Source organism: Terrabacter sp. 05T424 (assembly GCF_056396225.1).
In genome coordinates this window covers 107,440-126,425 of the sequence record NZ_JBFTLB010000004.1, presented here as the reverse complement: position 1 = coordinate 126,425, position 18,986 = coordinate 107,440, and the positions used below count along the sequence as shown (strand labels likewise).

General features: G+C 71.2%; 13 protein-coding genes. 5 read left to right on the top strand and 8 right to left on the bottom strand.

Features of this window, described 5'->3' with window-relative positions:
- The 5 genes from AC1DE0_RS11140 to AC1DE0_RS11120 form a co-directional block, all read right to left on the bottom strand.
- On the bottom strand, positions 1 to 675 hold the full coding sequence (locus AC1DE0_RS11140) for an SRPBCC family protein (RefSeq protein WP_478100368.1): 675 nt from the start codon (positions 673 to 675) through the stop codon (positions 1 to 3).
- A complete protein-coding gene (cutA, locus tag AC1DE0_RS11135; RefSeq protein WP_478100366.1) occupies positions 672 to 3,158 on the bottom strand; it encodes an aerobic carbon-monoxide dehydrogenase large subunit in 2,487 nt (828 codons plus the stop codon). The genes AC1DE0_RS11140 and cutA overlap by 4 nt, the downstream gene beginning before the upstream one ends.
- A complete protein-coding gene (locus tag AC1DE0_RS11130; RefSeq protein WP_478100364.1) occupies positions 3,155 to 3,703 on the bottom strand; it encodes a (2Fe-2S)-binding protein in 549 nt (182 codons plus the stop codon). The genes cutA and AC1DE0_RS11130 overlap by 4 nt, the downstream gene beginning before the upstream one ends.
- Complete coding sequence (locus AC1DE0_RS11125; RefSeq protein ID WP_478100362.1) at positions 3,700 to 4,695, bottom strand: FAD binding domain-containing protein; 996 nt, start codon at positions 4,693 to 4,695, stop codon at positions 3,700 to 3,702. The genes AC1DE0_RS11130 and AC1DE0_RS11125 overlap by 4 nt, the downstream gene beginning before the upstream one ends.
- Positions 4,696 to 4,849: 154 nt before the next feature.
- A complete protein-coding gene (locus tag AC1DE0_RS11120) occupies positions 4,850 to 6,295 on the bottom strand; it encodes a uracil-xanthine permease family protein (protein WP_478100360.1) in 1,446 nt (481 codons plus the stop codon).
- Between the two features lie 416 nt (positions 6,296 to 6,711).
- Between AC1DE0_RS11120 and AC1DE0_RS11115 the strand changes: the two genes are divergently transcribed.
- Positions 6,712 to 8,805 carry a CARDB domain-containing protein gene (locus AC1DE0_RS11115; protein ID WP_478100358.1) on the top strand — a complete coding sequence of 698 codons (2,094 nt, stop codon included), beginning with the start codon at positions 6,712 to 6,714 and terminating at the stop codon, positions 8,803 to 8,805.
- Entirely contained in the window at positions 8,802 to 9,281 is a 480-nt protein-coding gene (locus AC1DE0_RS11110; RefSeq protein ID WP_478100356.1) for a hypothetical protein, read from the top strand. The genes AC1DE0_RS11115 and AC1DE0_RS11110 overlap by 4 nt, the downstream gene beginning before the upstream one ends.
- A 92-nt stretch (positions 9,282 to 9,373) precedes the next feature.
- Here the strand turns inward: AC1DE0_RS11110 and AC1DE0_RS11105 are convergent, their stop codons facing one another.
- Together AC1DE0_RS11105 and AC1DE0_RS11100 are read right to left on the bottom strand one after the other, a co-directional pair.
- Positions 9,374 to 9,601, bottom strand: a complete 228-nt coding sequence (locus AC1DE0_RS11105; protein WP_478100354.1) for a hypothetical protein — start codon at positions 9,599 to 9,601, stop codon at positions 9,374 to 9,376.
- 196 nt (positions 9,602 to 9,797) lie between these two features.
- Positions 9,798 to 11,603, bottom strand: coding sequence for a helix-turn-helix domain-containing protein (locus AC1DE0_RS11100; protein WP_478100350.1), 1,806 nt, complete (start codon positions 11,601 to 11,603; stop codon positions 9,798 to 9,800).
- 18 nt (positions 11,604 to 11,621) lie between these two features.
- Here AC1DE0_RS11100 and AC1DE0_RS11095 point away from each other — a divergent pair, with 18 nt between their 5' ends.
- Together AC1DE0_RS11095 and AC1DE0_RS11090 are read left to right on the top strand one after the other, a co-directional pair.
- Positions 11,622 to 12,542, top strand: coding sequence for an oxamate carbamoyltransferase subunit AllH family protein (locus AC1DE0_RS11095; protein ID WP_478100348.1), 921 nt, complete (start codon positions 11,622 to 11,624; stop codon positions 12,540 to 12,542).
- Positions 12,535 to 15,558 carry a bifunctional FdrA/YlbE family protein gene (locus AC1DE0_RS11090; protein WP_478100346.1) on the top strand — a complete coding sequence of 1,008 codons (3,024 nt, stop codon included), beginning with the start codon at positions 12,535 to 12,537 and terminating at the stop codon, positions 15,556 to 15,558. The genes AC1DE0_RS11095 and AC1DE0_RS11090 overlap by 8 nt, the downstream gene beginning before the upstream one ends.
- Positions 15,559 to 15,821: 263 nt before the next feature.
- Here the strand turns inward: AC1DE0_RS11090 and AC1DE0_RS11085 are convergent, their stop codons facing one another.
- Positions 15,822 to 16,844 (bottom strand): hypothetical protein, encoded by a 1,023-nt coding sequence (locus tag AC1DE0_RS11085; RefSeq protein WP_478100344.1) that lies wholly within the window; start codon positions 16,842 to 16,844, stop codon positions 15,822 to 15,824.
- A 374-nt stretch (positions 16,845 to 17,218) separates the two neighbouring features.
- Between AC1DE0_RS11085 and AC1DE0_RS11080 the strand changes: the two genes are divergently transcribed.
- Entirely contained in the window at positions 17,219 to 18,964 is a 1,746-nt protein-coding gene (locus AC1DE0_RS11080; RefSeq protein WP_478100342.1) for a sialidase family protein, read from the top strand.
- The last annotated feature ends 22 nt before the right edge of the window (positions 18,965 to 18,986 follow it).

Sequence of the window (18,986 nt, the reverse complement as noted above, 5' to 3'; positions counted from 1 at the left end):
TCAGCCCCTCCCGATCGCCCAGCCGACGAGCACGCCGACGACCGCGACCACGCCCCCGGTGACGACCCCGAGGGCGTAGTCGCGAACTCTGGACGCCTCGGCGGGGGCGGGCCGGCCGGCATACACGGTTCCCGTGCCGCTCGGCTGGGCGGCGACGGCCCCACCAGGTATGCCGTTTGCTGCCGCGGGCGCGCCGGCGACGGTGCCGCTGGGAGCAGCTGCGACGGCCGGCCGGGCGCCGGCGATGTCGGCGTCGACGGCCGAGAAGAACTGTCCGGCCATCTTCTTCGTGACGCCGGCGAGCATGCGCTGCCCGACCCCGCCGATGACGCCACCCACCGCGGCGTCGGCGTCGTAGGTGAGGTCGGTGCCGCCCGAGGCGCCGGGCGCGAGCCGCACGACGACGTCGGCGTCGACGGTGCCGGGCGCCCCGGCACCGGACGCCTTCATCGTGAAGGAGTCGGGGTGCTGCGGGTCGCGCAGCGAGACCTCGCCGTCGTAGGTGCCCTTGATCGCGGCCACGCCCGCGGTCACGGTCATGGCGTAGTGGTCGGGTCCGACCTCGGTGAGGCGCTCGCAGCCGGGGAGGCAGCGGGCGAGGACGGCCGGGTCGTGGAAGGCGTCCCAGACCTGCTGGGGTTCGGACGCGAGGGTCGCGGATCCGGAGATCTTCATGACGTCGGCTCCTTCGGTGACGTGCTGGGCGTGCTGGGCGTGCTGGGCGTGCTGGCATTGCTCGGGGTGCTGGGGGTGCTCGGGTTGCGGTGCAGCGACGGGATCTCGCCGGAGGCGTGACGGCGGCGCAGCTCCCACAGGTCGTTGGGTGAGATGGGCATGCGGGTGATCGGGAAGCCCTCGGCGTCCTCGATGGCGGAGGCGATGACGGCGGTCACCGGGATGCAACCGGCCTCGCCGGCACCCTTGATGCCCAACGGGTTCAGCGGTGACGGCGTCTCGAGGTGGTCGGCCTCGATGGTCGGCACCTCGGAGGCGTAGGGCATGAGGAAGTCCATGAAGCTCGCGTTGAGCAGCTGCCCGGACTCGTCGTAGGCCATCCGCTCGTAGAGCGCCCCGCCGACGCCCTGCGCGACGCCGCCGTGCACCTGGCCCTCGACGATCATCGGGTTGATCATCGTGCCGCAGTCGTGGATGACGCAGTAGCGGAGGATCTTGATCTCGGCCGTGACCGGGTCGGTCTCGACGATCGCGGCGTGCATGCCGTTGGCGAAGGTCGCCTGCGGGGGCGAGTAGAAGCCCTTGCCCTCGAGCCCCGGCTCCTCGCCCTCGGCGACGGGCGGCTTGCTCAGGTCGGTGCTACCGGCGAACTGCGTTGCCGCCTTGGACGCCTCGTCGAAGGCGTAGCGGAGCGGGTTGGACAGCACCGACACGGTGCCGAGGCTCATCGACGTCGTCGGGGCCCCCTTGACGCGCACCGTGCCCTCGACGATCTCGAGGTCGTCGGGAGAGACCTCGAGGGCGTCGGCGGCGATGCGCAGGGCCTTCTCGCGGACCTTGCGGGTCGCGAGCGCGATGGCGCTGCCGCTCATGACGGCTGCCCGCGACGCGAAGGTGCCCACGGCATACGGCATCTTGCGTGTGTCACCGGTGGTGACGTGGACGTCCTCGAGGCGAACGCCGAGCTCCTCGGCGACGATCTGCGCGAAGACGGTCTCGTGGCCCTGGCCCTGTGAGGTGAGCCCGGTGGACACGTTGACCCGGCCGCTCGTCTCGACCTGGATGTGGCCGCCCTCGTAGGGGCCGACGCCGGTTCCCTCGACGTAGCAACCGATTCCGAGCCCGACCTTGCGCCCCTCGGCCTCCGCCTGCCGGCGGTGCTCGGCGAAGTCGTCCCACCCGACGAGCGACTTGAGCTTGGCCAGGCTCGCCGGGAAGTCGCCGGAGTCGTACTTCAACGGTCGGCCGTCCTGGAAGAGCAGGCCGTGGTCGTAGGGCATGTCGCTCGGGAGGATGAAGTTGCGCGAGCGCACCTCGGCGCGGTCGAGGCCGAGCTGGTCGGCGATGGCGTCCATCGTGCGCTCCATCGCGAAGCAGCCCTGCGGGCGACCGGCGCCCCGATAGGGCGTCACGAGAACGGTGTTCGTGTATAGCGACCAGAACTCGACGCGGTAGGCGCCAGGCTTGTAGGGCCCGAGCAGCTGGGTCGAGGTAATGATCGGGACGATGATGCCGTAGGGGGTGTAGGCGCCGTTGTCGTGCCAGAACCGCACGTCGAGACCGAGCACGCGGCCGTCGTCGTCGAAGCCGACGGTCACCTGCTGCAGCTGGCCACGCTCGTGCGCCGAACTGATGAAGTGCTCGCGGCGGTCCTCGGTCCACTTGACGGGCTGGCCGATCAGCTTTGCCGCCCAAGGGACCAGCACCTCCTCGGGCCACGGGTGCATGATCTTGACGCCGAAGCCGCCGCCCACGTCGGGGGCGATGCACTCGACCTTGGCCAGTGGCAGGTCGAGCTTGGCCGCGACGGCGGCTCGCACGCCGGTCGAGGTCTGGGTGGAGGAGTACATCCGCAGCTCGCCGCGCTCGCGGTCCCAGCGGGCATAGACGCCCTTGCCCTCCATCGGCATGCAGGCGCTGCGCTCGATGTCGAGCGCGAGGGTCAGGGTGTGCGGCGCCGACGCCAGCGCGGCCTCGACGTCGCCGACCTCCTGGAGCATGTGCGCCGCGACGTTGCCGGGCACGTCGTCGTGGACGAGCCGCTCGCCGTAGCGGGAGGCCTCGATTCCGACGACGACGGGCAGCTGCTCGTAGGTGACGCGGATGCGCTGGCACGCGTCCTCGGCGACGTAGCGGTCGGTCGCGACCACCATCGCGATGGGCTCACCGACGTGGTTGACCTCGTCGCGGGCGAGCGCGTAGCCGGTGCGGCCGTGGGTCAGGGTCGGGTGCGGGATGAGCAGCGGCAGCGGCTCGCCGACCCGGCCCGGCAGGTCCTCGTGCACGTAGATGCCGACGACGCCCTCGATGTCGATGGCGTCGGACGCGTCGATGTCGACGATGCGGGCGTGGGCGTGCGGGCTGCGCACGAAGGCGGCGGCGAGCGCGTCGTTGCCGAGGTCGTCGAGGTAGCGGCCGCCCCCGGTGACGAGGCGCGGGTCCTCCTTGCGCTTGATCGGCGCACCGAACATCTGCGTCGTCATGAGCGCTCCTCGACCTCCTCGTCGGCTCGCTCGGCCTTGATCTCGGCCGCACGGAGCACGCTCTTGACGATGTTCTGGTAGCCGGTGCAGCGGCAGAGGTTGCCCGAGATCGCCTCGCGCGCCTGCTCGCTCGTCGGAGCCGGGTTCTCGTCGAGGTAGGCCGTGACGGTGGTGAGGAAGCCCGGCGTGCAGAAGCCGCACTGGAGCCCGTGGCACTCGGCGAACGCCTGCTGCACCGGGTTCATCGACTCGCCGGTCGGGGCCACGCGGGCGTCGGGCGCCGTGCACAGCCCCTCGACGGTGGTGATCGTGTGGTCCTGCGCGGTGACCGCGAACATCAGGCACGAGCGCATCGGGGCGCCGTCGACGAGCACGGTGCAGGCGCCGCAGACGCCGTGCTCGCAGCCGACGTGCGTGCCGGTGAGCTCGAGGTCGTGGCGCAGGAAGTCGGAGAGCAGGCGTCGCGCAGGCACCCGGGCCGACCGGCGTATGCCGTTGACCGTGACCGTCACGTCGTGGAGCGTCTCGCTGGCGGTGTCGGTCATGACTGCCTTCCTGAATCGGTCGAGTGGGCACTTTCCTGCGTCGGGAACTGAGCACTCGACGGGGGTGTGTCCGTCGGGAACTGGGCACTCGACGGGGTGGTGGGGCCGTGTCCAGTCGAGTGGGCACTTTGCTCCACGGCGCCGGGGAGGACCCGGCGGGTCAGCTCGGTGACGAGCATGCGGCGGTACTCGGCGGTGGCGTGGATGTCGCCCTCGGGGTCGACGTGCGCGTGCACGAGCTCGGCAGCGGCGTCGACGGCCGCCCCCCACCCGCTGCTGAACGGCTCGACGCCGTCGAGAGCGGGCCCGAGGTCGAGCACCGAAGGCACGTCGGTGACGGAGACGAACGAGGCGCGAGCGCCGGACACGACGCCGTCGCTCACCGTCACGGCCACGCCGACGCCGGCCATGGCGTAGTCACCGTGTCGACGGGCGGCCTCGACGAACGCCGTCCCCGTGCCGGCGGCGAAACGGCGGAAGCGCACCGCGACGGCGAGCTCCTCGGCCGCGAGGGAGGTCTCAAGCGCGCCCAGGAAGAAGTCGCCCCAGGGGACCTCGCGCGAACCAGCAGGCCCGGCGACCTCGACGACGCCCTCGGTGAGGGCGAGGATCGCGGGCATCTCGCCGGCGGCGTCGGCGTGCGCGATGGAGCCGACCGTGGTGCCGCGGTTGCGGATCGCCGGGTGGGCGACGTTGACGAGCGCCTGACGCAGGAGGGGGAGGGCGGCATACGCCTCCTCGGACCGCTCGAGGCCGGCGTGGCGCACGAGGGCGCCGACGCGTACGGCCCCGGGGGTCACCTCGATGCCGTCGAGGCCCGCGACGCGGTTGATGTCGACGAGGTGGGCCGGCGAGGCCAGGCGCATGTTGAGGATCGGGATCAGGCTCTGCCCACCCGCGAGGACCTTGCCGTCGTGGCCGACCTCGGTCAGGACGGCGACGGCTTCCTCGACGCTGAGGGGAGCGTGGTGCTCGAAGGGGGCGGGCTTCACCGAACTGATCCTGCCTTCCGATCCGGCTACGTACTAGTGATGGTTGTGCATCGCTGACCGTGCGCTTTTGGCAACTCTTGCCCGGAACTGCCGTGGGCCCCCGACTCGGCGTCGAGGGCCCACGGCGACGTGCAGTGCGTCGTGCTGGCTGCGGTCAGCGGCGGCGCAGGTCGGGGCCGTTCGGCTCGTCCTGGTAGAGGTCGTCGATGCCGTCGCTGTCGCCGTACTCCGCCTTGCCGAGCGCGATCATCGTGCCCCCCGCCGCGTCTGCTCGTAGTCGCAGCTCCTCCGGCGCGACCGAACGGGCGAGGTGGTAGGCGCCGACGGCGACGATCGTGCCGAGGGCGATGCCACCGAGGGTGAAGCTGTCGGTGAACTTCAGCTCGACGTTGCCGATGCCGATGATGATGCCGGCGGCGACCGGAACGAGGTTGATCGGGTTGCCGAAGTCGACCCCGTTCTCCTTCCAGATCTTCGCGCCGAGCAGGCCGATCATGCCGTAGAGCACGACCGTGATGCCGCCCAGCACCCCACCGGGCACCGACGAGACGAGCGCGCCGAACTTCGGCGAGAGGCCGAAGAGGATCGCGACTGCGGCGGCCACGTAGTACGCCGCCGTCGAGTAGACGCGCGTTGCCGCCATGACGCCGATGTTCTCGGCGTAGGTGGTCGTCGGGGAGCCACCGACGGAGGTGGCGATCATCGTGCCGATGCCGTCCGCGGCGATGGCGCGGCCCATGTACGGGTCGAGGTCGGTCTTCGTCATCTCGGCGACGGCCTTGACGTGTCCGGTGTTCTCGGCGATGAGCGCGATGACGGCCGGAAGCACGAGCAGGATCGCCGCGACGGAGAACGACGGCAGGTGGACGCCGACGAGAGCCTTGCCGTCAGGGCCGATGTCGCCCGTCGAGGGCGGGAAGCCGAACCAGGGTGACGCGGCGAGGTTGTCGAAGTTGGTGCGGAAGTGCGTCGTGACCTTGCCGGCGCCGGCGTCGAAGCTCGTGATCTGGCCGAAGGCCTTGTCGAAGATCCACGAGATGACGAAGCCGAAGATCAGCGCGAGGAAGACCGCGATGCGCGAGATGAAGCCCTTGAAGGCGACGGCACAGATGATCGTGAAGAGCATGACGAGGATCGCGACCCACTGGTCCTGCGGCCAGTAGATGCCGGCGACCACCGGTGCGAGGTTGAAGCCGATGAGCATGACGACGGCGCCCGTCACGACCGGCGGCAGCACCTTGTGCAGGATCGACGACCCGAGGAAGTGGATCGTGATGCCGACGAGCGCCAACACGAGGCCCGAGACGAGGATCGCGCCCGTGACCTGCTGCGACGTGCCGCCCTGCGCGCGGATCGCCGCGACACCGCCGACGAAGCTCGCCGACGTGCCGAGGTAGCTCGGCACCTTGCCGTTGACGATGAGCAGGAAGCAGATGGTCGCGATGCCGCTCATCAGGATCGCGAGTTGCGGGTTGAGGCCCATGACGAGCGGGAAGACGAAGGTCGCCCCGAACATCGCCACGACGTGCTGGGCGCCGAGGCCCACCGTCTTGCCCCAGGACAGACGCTCGTCGGGAGCGACGACATCGTCGGGGCCCATCGTTCTGCCGTCCCCGTGAAGTTTCCAGCCCAAGCCCAAAGCCATTCCGACTCCTATTGTTGCCGCACCTGGTGATGCGGGTCACGTCCCACTCCGGGATGGGCGAAAACTACTCCCACAACAGGGGATTGCGTTCGTCAAACGTTGATACACGCCGACGGCGTGCCACTGGCACTAGATGACGTATGCCGTGTGTCCGGGTTGTCCCGTTTCTCCAGCAGCATGCGGTTCGTCGCCCAGCGAACGTCCAGCCGAGTCCCAGCGTCTCCTGACCGACTCTTGACCCGCCGGGACGTAGCGCCGCGGGCTCGCGCGTCGTTGGACCGGGTGGCGTCACGTGGTGTCACGGGGTGCCGCGTCCGTCGACCGGACACCTCGGGGGTGTCTCGTTCTCTCCCTGTTCAGGAGCAGTCAACATGCTGAAGATCTGGCCTAGCACCAACCGCCCCCGCCCCCAGACCCTGCTGGTGGGCGCCGCCGCCCTGGTCGTGGCTGTCGGCGTCGCGGGCCCTGCCCTCGCGGCCACGCCGGCCTCGGCGTCGCTGTCCGACACGAGCACGACCACGCAGTGGGCCGCAGGCCCGTTCGCCGTGCCGAACGCCACGGGCACGACAGGCGACGTCAGCTGTGGACCCCAGCTGTGTGACGACTTCGCCCTGCACGTGTCGACACCGGCCGGCTACGGCGACACCCACCAGCTGACCGTCAAGGTCGGGTGGGGCAACGCCGCCGCCGACTTCGACATCTACCTGCTCGACCAGAGTGGTGCAGTGGTCGCGTCCGCCGCCTCGAGCTCTGACCCCGAGGTCATCGTCGCGCCCCCCACGAGCGGTGACTACACCGTGAGGGTCGTGCCCTTCTCCCCGCTCGGCGAGTCGGTCTCCGGCACGGCCACCCTCACCGATGTCCCCGCCAACCCGGCACCGAGCACGGCCACACCGCCCACGTTCAGCCAGTACGGCGCCCCGGAGTCGTTCGCTCGCGCCCACGACGCCGGTGAGCCATCGCTGGGGAGCAGCCACAAGACGAACGCCAGCTTCTACCAGGCGCTCTACGACACCTACCGCGCGACGTGGGACGACAGCACCACGCCCTCGAAGGTCACTTGGACGGACGTCTCGGCGAACCCGGCCAGGGGCTGCGCCTCGGGCGGCTCGACGTCGCTCGACCCCATCGGCTTCACCGACCCGACCACCGGACGGGTCTTCGAGAGCCAGCTCGCCGGCAAGACCTCGCTGATGTGCTACTCCGACGACGAGGGCAGCACGTGGTCGCCGAGCCAGGGAGGCGGCCTCAACTCCGGCGTCGACCACCAGACCGTCGGTGGCGGCCCGTACTCTGCGAACGGCGTCGGAGCACTGCCCACCTCCACCTACGCGAACGCCGTCTACTACTGCAGCCAGGACGTCGCCGACGCGAACTGCGCCTCGAGCCACGACGGCGGCACGACGTTCGGCCCTGCCGTCCCGATGTACTCCCTCCTCGACTGCGGCGGTCTGCACGGCCACGTCAAGGTCGCCCCGAACGACGGCACCGTCTACGTGCCGAACAAGTCGTGCGGCGGCAACCAGGCCGTCGCCGTCTCCGAGGACGGCGGCACGACGTGGTCGGTGCGCAAGGACCCGGCGAGCACCGCGGGCGACTCCGACCCGAGCGTCGGCATCGGCGCCAAGGGCACCGTCTACATGGGCTACCAGGCAGCCGACGGCACACCGCGCGTCGCGGTCAGCCGTGACAAGGGCACGACGTGGACCGACGACCAGAACGTCGGCGCTAGCCTCGGCGTCCACAACACCGTGTTCCCGGCCGTGGTGGCCGGCGACGACGACCGCGCCTCGTTCGCCTTCATCGGCAGCACGACGCCCGGCAACTACCAGGACGCCGCCGCGTTCAAGGGCGACTGGCACCTGTACGTGTCCACGACGTACGACGGCGGCAAGAGCTGGGCCACCGTCGACACGACCCCGAGCGACCCGGTGCAGCGCGGCTCGATCTGCACCGGCGGGACGACCTGCGGCAACGACCGCAACCTGCTCGACTTCATGGACGCCACGGTCGACCGGACCGGCCGCGTCGAGGTCGGCTACGCAGACGGCTGCACCGGGGCGTGCACGCAGCCCGGGGGTGTCCAGAACTTCGACGCCTACGCCACCATCGCGCGTCAGCAGACCGGCAACACCTTGTATGCCGCCAACGACGCCCTGCCCAACCTGGCCCCCACGACGCTCTCCGTCGCGAAGGCCGGCGGGCTGTACGCCGCATCCACGACGGTCACGAACTCCGGCAAGGCCGCCGCCTCCGGCGTCACCAGCCGCCTGTTCGTCGACGGCGTGAACGTCGCGACCTCCGCCCCCGTCGACCTCGCTGCCGGGCGCTCGAGCTCCGTGACGTTCCCGGGTGTGCGGCTCGGCAAGGGCACGCACACCGTGCTCGTCGCCGTCGACCCGGACGGCCGCATCCGCGAGTCCGACGAGTCCGACAACCGGCGCCAGACGCAGGTGACCCGATGAGGCGTACGCCGGCGCTGCGGTTGCGCTCCAGGGCCGTGGCCGTGGCGCTCGCGGTGGGCAGCGCTGCACTGCTGGGCGGTTGCGGGTCCGACGAGCTGGCGTCGGCGATGGCCGAGCCTCCGGCGGGCCAGACTCTGGCGCCGCTCGTCTGCGCCAAGGACGCCACCGCCGTCGCCGTGCCCGCCGCGTTCCCGGCGCAGGCCGCGGTGCCCCAGGGCTACGTCGTGACGGACGTCCAGGCACGCACGGCCGGCCGCACCGTGGTCACGGCCGTCTCGCCGAAGCCGTTCGAGCAGACCCTCGCCGACATGCAGTCCGCCTACTCCACGCGCGGGTGGACCCCGTCGGAGGGTGAGGTGGAGGACCGCGACGCCGAGTCGAACTTCGCCGGCAACGGACTACGCGGCAGGTGGGCGATCCGCGAGATCCCGGACTGCACGGGCAACACCTCGGTCAGCGTGCTCGTCGGAAAGTGAGTGCCCCGTCACTGCTGCGCCGGTGACGCCACCCCGTTGATCGAGGGAGCAGTCCGTCCGCCCGCGGCGGACGGGCTGCCCTCACGGGTGCCCTACTTCAGGGTCACCACCTTGTGCATTCCCATCAGCAGGTGCGGCATACCGGTCACGTCGTCTGCGACGAAGCAGGCGAGCACGTAGGTGCCGGCCGGCAGCCGGTAGGTCAGGAAGGCCTGTCGACCGGGCGACTGCACGTCCATCCCGACGGAGGGGCCGTCGACGAAGAACGGGGGTTGCTCCTGCGACCCGGAGTCGAAGAAGGCCCGGATCTGCGCCGGCACTCGCGGCTCCGGCGACCAGTCCGCCGGCGCTGAGAGCCAGTGCAGCGGCACAAGCCAGAAGTTTCTTCCTTTTCGGGACTCCCCGAAGTGAAGGCACGCCCCGCGCCCTGCGAGGCGCCACCGAATGCGGTATTCCCGCTGGGCGCCCGCCACCGGAAAAAGCTGGAACTGCTGGCTTTTCGCGGCTCTGGCGAGGTCATATACCGCGCATTTGGTGGATCTTGAGTGCAAGGGCGAGCGTCAGCCGCAGGTCGGGGTCGGTCGTGAACGGCCCGAGGAGCTTCTCCAGCTTGCCGATGCGGTAGCGCAGGGTGTTGTAGTGGAAGAAGAGCAGCCGGGCCGTCTCGGCGACGTTGAGGTTGGTGTCGAGGAGCACGCCGAGCGTCTCGCGCAGGCCGGCATACTCCGGTGACTCGTCGGTGGCCAGCTCACGCAGCGACTCGGAGACGAACCGCCGCAGGTCGGCGCCGTCGGGGATGAGCGCGAGCAGGCGGTAGATGCCGAGGCCGTCGACGTGCGTGAGGGCGCCGTCGCCGTGCATCTGGCGCCCGACCGTGACCGCAGAGAGGGCCTCGTCGTACGCCTGGGGCAGGGCTGCGACGGACACGAACGGCCGCGAGACGCCCGCTGAGAAGCTGCGCCGGCCGCCGCCGCCGTCACCCCGGACGACGCGGACGTACTCGCCGACGACGCGCATGACCTGGTCGGTGTCGGCCTGCGGCGGCACCCCGACGAGGGCCACGACCTCGCGGCTGAACCCCATGACGGGGGAGCGGGCGTCGCGCACCGTGACGGCGTGGGTCCAGGCACGGGCGAAGCGTTGCTGGAGGAAACGAACCTCGTCGCCGTCACGCGTCGAGCGGTCGTCGTCCTCGTCGGTCTCGGCCACCACGACGACCATCGGGCGGTTGATGTCCCAGCCGAGCGAGCTCGCGTGGGCGACCGCCTCAGCAGGCGACCCGGCGCGGCCGGCCAGGGCGTCGCGGAGGAACTCGGCGCGGTACTTGCTCTCGACCGCCGAGACGGCCTGGTCCTTGGTGATGGCGAGCGCGGCGACGGTGGCGGCCCGTTCCAGCAAACGCACGTCGTCGACGGTCAGCCGCCGGTGGCTGCAGAACGCGATGAGCACGCCGTGGTCGAGGTGTCCGGCCACGATGCGCACGGCGGCGCGGTTGGCGGTCGGGCCGTCGGGCCGCGGACCCATCGGCTCGTTCTCGGTGAGCAGCCGCCCGGTGCGGTCGAAGCACTCGAGGCCCACGGCGTGCTCGAGCTCGCGATCGGAGCCGGCGCGGGCGATGACCCGGCCGTCGGTGGTCGTCACCATGACGGCCCCGTCGAGGAAACCGACCACCTGCTCGCAGAGGGCGTCGAGAGACCCGCCGGCCAGCACGATCTGCACGAGGGCGCGGTCGGCGTCCTCGAGCCGGCGCAGGACCGCCGTCTGGTGCTCGAGGATCGCGGTCAGCACCTCGGTGGTGAAGGTCGCGATGTGGTCGAGCGGCACCTCGATGAGCGGCAGCCCGGTCGCCTCTGCGGCGGTCCGGACCGACGTCGCGGCGCGCCCGGTGAGCCCTGACACGACGACGCCGGCGGCCGAGGCCTGCTCGAGGGCGGTGAAGACGTCATGGAGGCCGCGCCCGTGCTCGGCGAGGGCTGCGGCGTCGGCGAGGACGAGCCGGTGGGTCAGCCGTATGCCGGCCGTGGCGTCGCGCAGGGCAGTGCGCAGCGGGGCGGTGCTGTCGACCGTGACGTCGAGTCGCGCGGGGTCGGCGCGGACCGACCCGTGGGCCGTCGCCGCGAGCCCGGCGATGAGTCGCAGCGAGATGCCGGACATCTCGGCCTCGCCGTCGACGGGGACGTCGTGGACGCGTTCGGGTGCCACGTCGCCGTCGGAGCGCGCGGCGCCGCCGTCGACCCCGAAGGAGCCGACACCGTCGACGAGTGGACGTGCCGCTGGCAAGTCACCCTCTGCAGGGCCCGGATCGTTGGCAACTTTCACCATGAGCGCACCCTACGCCGCGTGGATAGCGTCACGTCAGCGGACCGCGCCCGGCGGCCGGCGGCATACGTGCGGGCATACGCGCGGGGATGGCGGGAGGTGCACGCACCCATGGACGACGGCCTCGACGTGACCCTGCTGCCCGCCTCGGTGTCGCCCCTGGTGGCCGCCGACGTGGCCGGCGCACCTCGTCGCCGCCGCGTGGTGGCTGTCTTCCCGACCTGTCTCTACGTCGACCTGGGCGCGCACGAGCGAGTCCTCGCGGTGCTCGCGTCCGACGCGCTGGCGCTGCCGATCGGCGTGCGTCTCGCGCTGCCGTCCACGCAGGTGGACTGGGGACTCGAGGCGGGCGCCCACGTCGTCGTGGGGCAGGGCCGCGTCCGCCTTCCACGGGCCGACGTCGTCGCGGCGCGCCTGCAGCACCCGTCGAGGGTGCGCCCGGCGCAGCGTCGGCCGGGCGCGCCGACGGGCCTGCGTGAGCCAGGCGTCCTCGGCGACCTGGCTCTCGAGCTGGCCACAGCGGCCCTCGCCGGTCGCTCGGTCGACGCCGGCGTGCGCGGGCTGCTCGGGGCCGGCCGCGGCCTGACGCCGAGCGGCGACGACGCCGTGTGCGGCCTGCTCCTGGCTCTCGGGGCCGTCGACGCTGCCCGTGCCCGGCGGGCACACGCCAGCGTCCTCGCCGAGGTTCGCGCGGGTCTGGCCCGCACGACGAGCCTATCGGCGGCGCTCCTCCTCGCAGCGGGCGCCGGGTATGCCGTCCCCGACGTCGTGCGCCTCGTGACCGGGCTCGTCTCGGGCGAGGCCTCGCCCGAGCTCGTCGACCGCGTGCTCGCCATCGGGCACTCGTCCGGCCGCGACCTGCTTTCGGGCGTCACCGGCACCCTGCGTGCCCTCGACGCCTCCCTCGAAAACACCCCCCAGGAAGGAGCCTGCCGTGGCTGACCACGTCGAGCTGAGAACCGGTGCCTACTTCGACTCGGTGACCCTGATGCAGGTCTCCCGGACCGTCGCTTCTGCGTCCGGCGTCGAGGCGGCCCAGGTCGCGATGGCGACCGAGCTCAACCTCGAGGTCATCCGCGGCATGGGCTTCGACGTGCCCGACTCGGCACCGAACGACCTCGTCGTGGCGATTCGCGGCGACGACGACGGCGTGGCCGCGGGACTGTCGGTTCTCGAGGGCGCGCTCAGCCAGAAGCGCTCTGCCGCAGGCGGTTCGGGCTTCGGTGACGCGCCCCAGCCGCGAACGCTGGGCGGTGCGATCCGGCTCTCGGGCGCCGACCTCGCCCTCGTCTCGGTGCCGGGGGAGCACGCGGTCGCGGAGGCCCTCGACGCCGTGCGCGCCGGGGTCTCCGTGCTTGTCTTCTCCGACAACGTGCCGGTCGAGGGCGAGGTGCTCCTCAAGGACGCCGCGGCCCGCGCGGGCGTGCTCGTCATGGGTCCCGACTGCGGCACCGCCGTGGTCGGCGGAGTCGCCCTCGGCTTCGCCAACGTCGTGCGTCAGGGGTCCGTCGGCCTCGTCGCGGCGTCGGGCACGGGTGCCCAGCAGGTCATGTGCCTGCTCGATGCGGCCGGCGTCGGCATCAGCCACTGCCTCGGCGTCGGCGGCCGTGACCTCTCCTCCGCCGTCGCGGCGCGCTCGACGAAGCAGGCGCTCGCCGCGCTGGCGGTCGACCCCGCCACCGACTCGATCGTCGTCGTGTCCAAACCGCCCGCTCCCGAGGTGCTCGCCGACCTGGAGGCGTTTGCCGCCGGGCTGGGCAAGCCGGTCCACTGGGCCACGCTCGGCGCGGGCCGTCCCGACCTCACCGCCGCGGTCGAGTCCGCGCTGCGCGCCACCGGCCACCAGGTGCCGGGGGAGTGGCCCTCCTGGGCGGCCGGCGCTGAGGCCGGGGCCGCAGGGGCTGCCGGGGCCGCGGGTGCCAGCGGGACGGCGTCGCAAGGCGACTCGCTGCGCGGGCTCTTCTGCGGCGGCACCCTCGCCGACGAGGCCATGCTTGTCGCGGGCGAGGTCGTCGGCGACGTCCGGTCGAACATCCCGCTGCGGCCGGAGCTCGCGCTCGGTCACGACCTGCGCGACGCCGGTCACGTCGTCATCGACTTCGGCGACGACTCCATGACCCAGGGCCGGGCGCACCCGATGATCGACCCCTCGCTGCGGCTCGAGCGCATCGCCGTCGAGGCCGCCGACCCGACCTGCGGCGTGCTGCTGCTCGACCTCGTGCTCGGCCACGGCGCGCACCCGGACCCGGCGCCCGAGCTGGCCGAGGCAATCAGCGCAGCGCGTGCCACGGCCTCCGCCGATGGCAGGCACCTCGACGTCGTCGTCTCGCTGACCGGTGCCGAGGGCGACCCGCAGGGGCTCCAGGCCAGCGCCGCCCAGCTTGTCGAGGCCGGGGCAGTCGTCCGGCTCTCGAACGCCGAAGCGACACGGGAGGCGCTCCGCCTCCTCGGCCACGACGTGACCACGCCTGCCGGCGCAACGGGCGACACGGCATACGCAAGCGTTGGGGTCGCCGGCGCCGAGGGTGGCGGCGAACCGCTCGGCGGCCTGCTCACGCAGGAGGTCTCCGTGGCGGCCGTGGGTGTGTCGCTGTTCGCGGATGCCCTTCGCGCACAGGCCGTTCGGGTCAGTGAGGCGGCCTGGCAGCCGCCGCTCGCAGGCACCTCGGGTGCCCTCGCGCGCGTGCTCGCCGACCCGCGGCGTGACGCGGCGAACGCCGAGGCGCTGAGCCGCATGCTCGCAGCCGGCGCCGACCTCGTCGACGTGCGGCCGGCGAAGGACGCGCTGGGGCTCGAGCGCGGCACCTTCCTGCACGCCGGTCCGCCGATCGAGTTCGCCCGCGCCTCAGGCCCGCTCAAGGGTGCGCTCATCGGCGCGATGCTCTTCGAGGGTCTCGCCGACACGGCCGAGGAGGCCGAGTCAAAGCTCGAGAAGGGCGACGGCATCACTCTCGAGCCGTGCCACCACCGTGACGCGGTCGGCCCCATGGCGGGCGTGATCAGCCCCTCGATGTGGGTCTACGAGCTGCGCGACGAGGTGCACGACAACACGTCGTGGTGCTCGCTCAACGAGGGCCTCGGCAAGGTGCTGCGCTACGGCGCGTACGGGCCCGAGGTCATCGGCCGGCTTCGGTGGATGAACACCGTGCTCGGCCCGATCCTGCAGCAGGCCGTGCGCACCCGCGTCGAGCGTGAGGGCAGCATCGACATCAAGGCGATCATCGCCCAGATGCTCCAGATGGGCGACGAGGGCCACAACCGCAACCGCGCCGGCTCGCTGATGCTCTTGCGTGAGCTGCTGCCGACGATGATCACCGCCGATGCGCCGTCGAGCGACATCGCCGAGGCCGTGCGGTTCTCGGGCGCAAACGAGCACTTCTTCCTCAACCTCGGCATGCCGGCGTGCAAGCTGAGCACCCTTGCAGCTCATGGCATCCCGGGCTCCTCCGTGGTGACGACGATGGCCCGCAACGGCACCGACTTCGGCATCCGTGTCTCGGGCACCGGCGACGCGTGGTTCACCGGGCCAGCCAACACGCCGGAGGGTCTGTTCCTCGGGTCCTACGGCCCCGAGGACGCCAACCCCGACATCGGCGACTCGGCGATCACCGAGACGGCTGGCATCGGCGGCTTCGCCATGGCCGCGGCCCCGGCGATCGTGAAGTTCGTCGGCGGCGACGTGCCGTTCGCGCTGCGGGCCACGCAGACGATGTACGAGATCACGACGGGGGAGCACACGGCCTACCAGGTGCCGATCCTCGAGTTCCGGGGGACTCCGACCGGCATCGACGTGACGTCCGTGGCGCGCACCGGCATCCTGCCGCAGATCAACACGGGCATGGCGGGTCGCGTCGCTGGCGTCGGCCAGGTCGGCGCCGGACTGGTCACGCCGCCCGAGCAGTGCTTCACCCAGGCCCTCACCGCCCTCGCCAACGCAGCGGACAGCACGGAGGCCTGACCCCAAAGTCGAGTGCCCACTTCCCGACGCACGCGCACCCTCCAGGTCGAGTGCCCACTCCCCGACGCCCCCACCCCCCCTGGTCGAGTCTTCACTTCCCTACGGGCCCTCCTCATCGAGTGCTCACTTCCCTACGGGCCAGTCCGGTCGAGTGCCCACTTTCCAACGCGCGTATGCCGTCGAGTGCTCACTTTCCTACGGCCCAGTCTGGTCGAGTGCCCACTTTCCGACGCCCATGACTGGTGGAGGGGGCGGTCCACGGCTCAGGCCATGCGCGCACGCCAACGGTCCTCGCGTGCGATGGCCGCGTCGATCGCATGGCGGGAGAAGAACTGTGGATCGGTGTCCTCAAGTGAGAGGCCTGACTCCGGGACGCCCAGCTCCTCAGCGAACTCGCGGATGATGGCCCACCGCGCCTCGGACCCGGCCATGTTGGCGGCCCAGATCTCGATGACCGTCCATCCGTCGCGAGTGAAGCGCAGGGCTCGCGTCTTGTCGTGCGCCCTTTGCTCGCGACCGGAATGGAACTGCTCTCCTTGGTACTCGCCGATCACGCGCACCTTGCGGCCGTCGGGCAGATCCAGCTCCCACACCAGGTCGCCGTAACCGAGGAGCACCTTGGGGTTCCATGAGGCGTAGATCGGCTGGTTGGGCGTTGGCTCGGGAAGCCCGGCCCGCGCGAACATGATTCGCGCCTGTGTTTCCCGCGGAGACCACGAATCCACGCGAATCAGGTCGAGGGCCTCGGTCAGCAGCGCCTTGCCGCGGGGTCGAACGCGTCGCGCCAACGCCGCCCGGAGCGGAGCCACACTCTTCAGAGCGGTCGCGCAGGCATCGCCGATGACGATGGCATCGTCGAGACCCATCGGCTTGCCTCTACCCACCAGCTCGCCGAGGTCGACCCACGTGTCGGCCAGCCCGACGACCGGCAACCCATGGACCTTGGTGCTCCGACGGGCGTGGACGGCGCGGTGCCCCACGACGTCATCACGGCGGATGTGCGGCTCATCGATCCGTCTGATCACGTGAAGGCGCTCATCGACCTCCAGCGCATACGAGAGCGGGAGGCCTTGAAGCAGCGCGGATGTGGTGTGAGAGAACGCGGCTCCCTCGGGCAGCACGCAGAGCAGCGCCCGCCCCCTCTCGATGAGGCCCGCAGGCGGGGTGATCGTCCGGACACCCCGGAACGGGCGGTCCAGCTGCGCCGACGCGAGCTGGCGTTCCGTGAAGCCGAGTTCTCGCCCCTGCGCGACGGTGAAGGGGACGGTTGGGAGGAACAGGTTCATGGGTCGACGCTGGACCGCAAGGCGGATTCACGCGACGGTCGCACGTCGTGCTGTGGACAGCGACGATTCCGCGCGGGTGGGTGTGGGCAACTCGCGGAGTCGGCCGGCATACGCGCGTCGGGAAGTGGGCACTCGACCCAAGGGGTGGCGTCGGGAAGTGGGCACTCGATGGGCGTACGCGTGGTGGGAAGTGGGCACTCGATGGGAGGGAGGGCGTGGGGAAGTGGGCACTCGATGGGGTGCGCGCGTCTGCCTACCTTCCCGGCGGGACGTCTTGTCGTCGGCGTCCGGGCGGGAGCACTCTGGTAGGTGGCCGCCGCGGGCGCCGACGCAGACGACCGACATCAACCATCCATCGATGATCGGACAACACCATGCGTCGACCTCGAATCATCACCGCCGCCTTGGCATCCCTGGCCACCGCCCTCGCGGGTGCTGCCGTGGCGGTCGCTGCGCCGTCGGACGTCCTCGTGACGAACGCCAGCCCGGTGACACCCTTCTCGCAGAACAAGCAGAACGAACCCACGGTGGCGATCGATGCCCACCAGACCTCTGTCGTGGCCGCAGGCTCGAACGACGAGATCGACGAGGAGGGTTGCGCTGCTGGCGACCCGACCACGTGCCCGTTCACCGCGGGCATCGGCGTCTCCGGCATCTACCTCTCGTCCACGGGCGGCCAGTCGTGGACGCAGCCCACCTACCAGGGCTTGACCGCCCGCGGCTGCCTCGGCCCCGCCGCCTGCCAGCCAGTGGTCGGCAACATCGGCACGCTGCCGCGCTACTTCGAGGCCGGTCTCCAGTCGGACGGCGACCCGGCGGTTGCCTTCGGCCCGCGTCCCGACGCCTCAGGCCACTTCTCCTGGACCAACGGGTCGCGCCTCTACTACGCGAACCTCACCTCGAACCTCCCAGGGCCCAAGCAGACCGCCACCTTCAAGGGCTTCGAGGCCATCGCGGTGTCCCACGCCGACGACCTCGCGGCCGCGACGGCCGGGACCAACAACGCCTGGTCGGCCCCCGTGATCATCTCCAAGCAGTCGTCGACCACCTTCTCCGACAAGGAGCAGGTCTGGTCGGACAACGCGTCGAGCAGCCCGTTCTTCGGCACGACCTACGTGTGCTGGTCCTCGTTCCGCGGCCAGGAGAAGGGCAACGCCCTCCCGACGCCGCTCATCGTGTCGGCGTCGCGTGACGGCGGCCTCACGTGGACGACGCGTCAGGTTGGGCCGGCCACGAACAACGGCATCAACTCCCAGCCGGACGGCTGCACGGTCCGCACCGACAGTGCGGGCAACGTCTACGTCTTCGGCATCGCGACGAGGAACGGCACCAGCTTCGAGACGATGTACCGCTCGACCGACGCCGGTGTGCACTTCGCCGGCCCGACGCTCATCACGTCCGTCGTCCGCCCCGGCGTCTTCGACCCCGTCCAGGGCCGTCCCGTCATGGACGGACTCGGCGGCGCCCGCGTCGACCTCGCGGCGGCGCCGAGCGTCGACATCGCGAACGGGGCCCCGACCGGAGCCGGCGCGACGAACCAGATCGTCATGACGTGGGCCGACGGAAGGAACGGTCTCAACAACGAGCAGCTGATGCTCGCGACGTCGGGCAACGGCGGCTCGACGTGGACCGGTCCGACGGCCGTTCCGCTGCGGCCAGGCGACCGGCCCGTCTACACGGCGCCGGCGATCTCCCCGAACGGCACCGACGCGTACATCGTCGTCAACGCCTTCACGACGCCCTACCGCAACGACACGACGTCGCCCCGTGGCCTCGTCGGCACGGTGCTGCACAGCGACGTGGTCGGCGGCGTGCTGACCGGGTTCACCGAGCTGACGCGCGGGGTCGTGGGCGATCCACGCGGATCGTCAGCCAACTCCCTGACCGACGAGTTCCTCGGTGACTACGTGTATGCCGCGGCGTCGCGCACCGGGGTCGTGGCCGTGTGGAACGACACCCGTGACGCCGCAGACTGCCCGGCGGTCGACGCGTACCGTGCCGCGCTCTACACGAACCCGGCCGCAGCGGCGCCCAACGTTCCGGCACAGTGCACCGGACCGTCTGTCACGTTCGGCAACAGCGACATCCGCTCGGCCGCGGTGCCCGACCCGACTCCGTAACGCCGAGCAACACCGGCCCGCA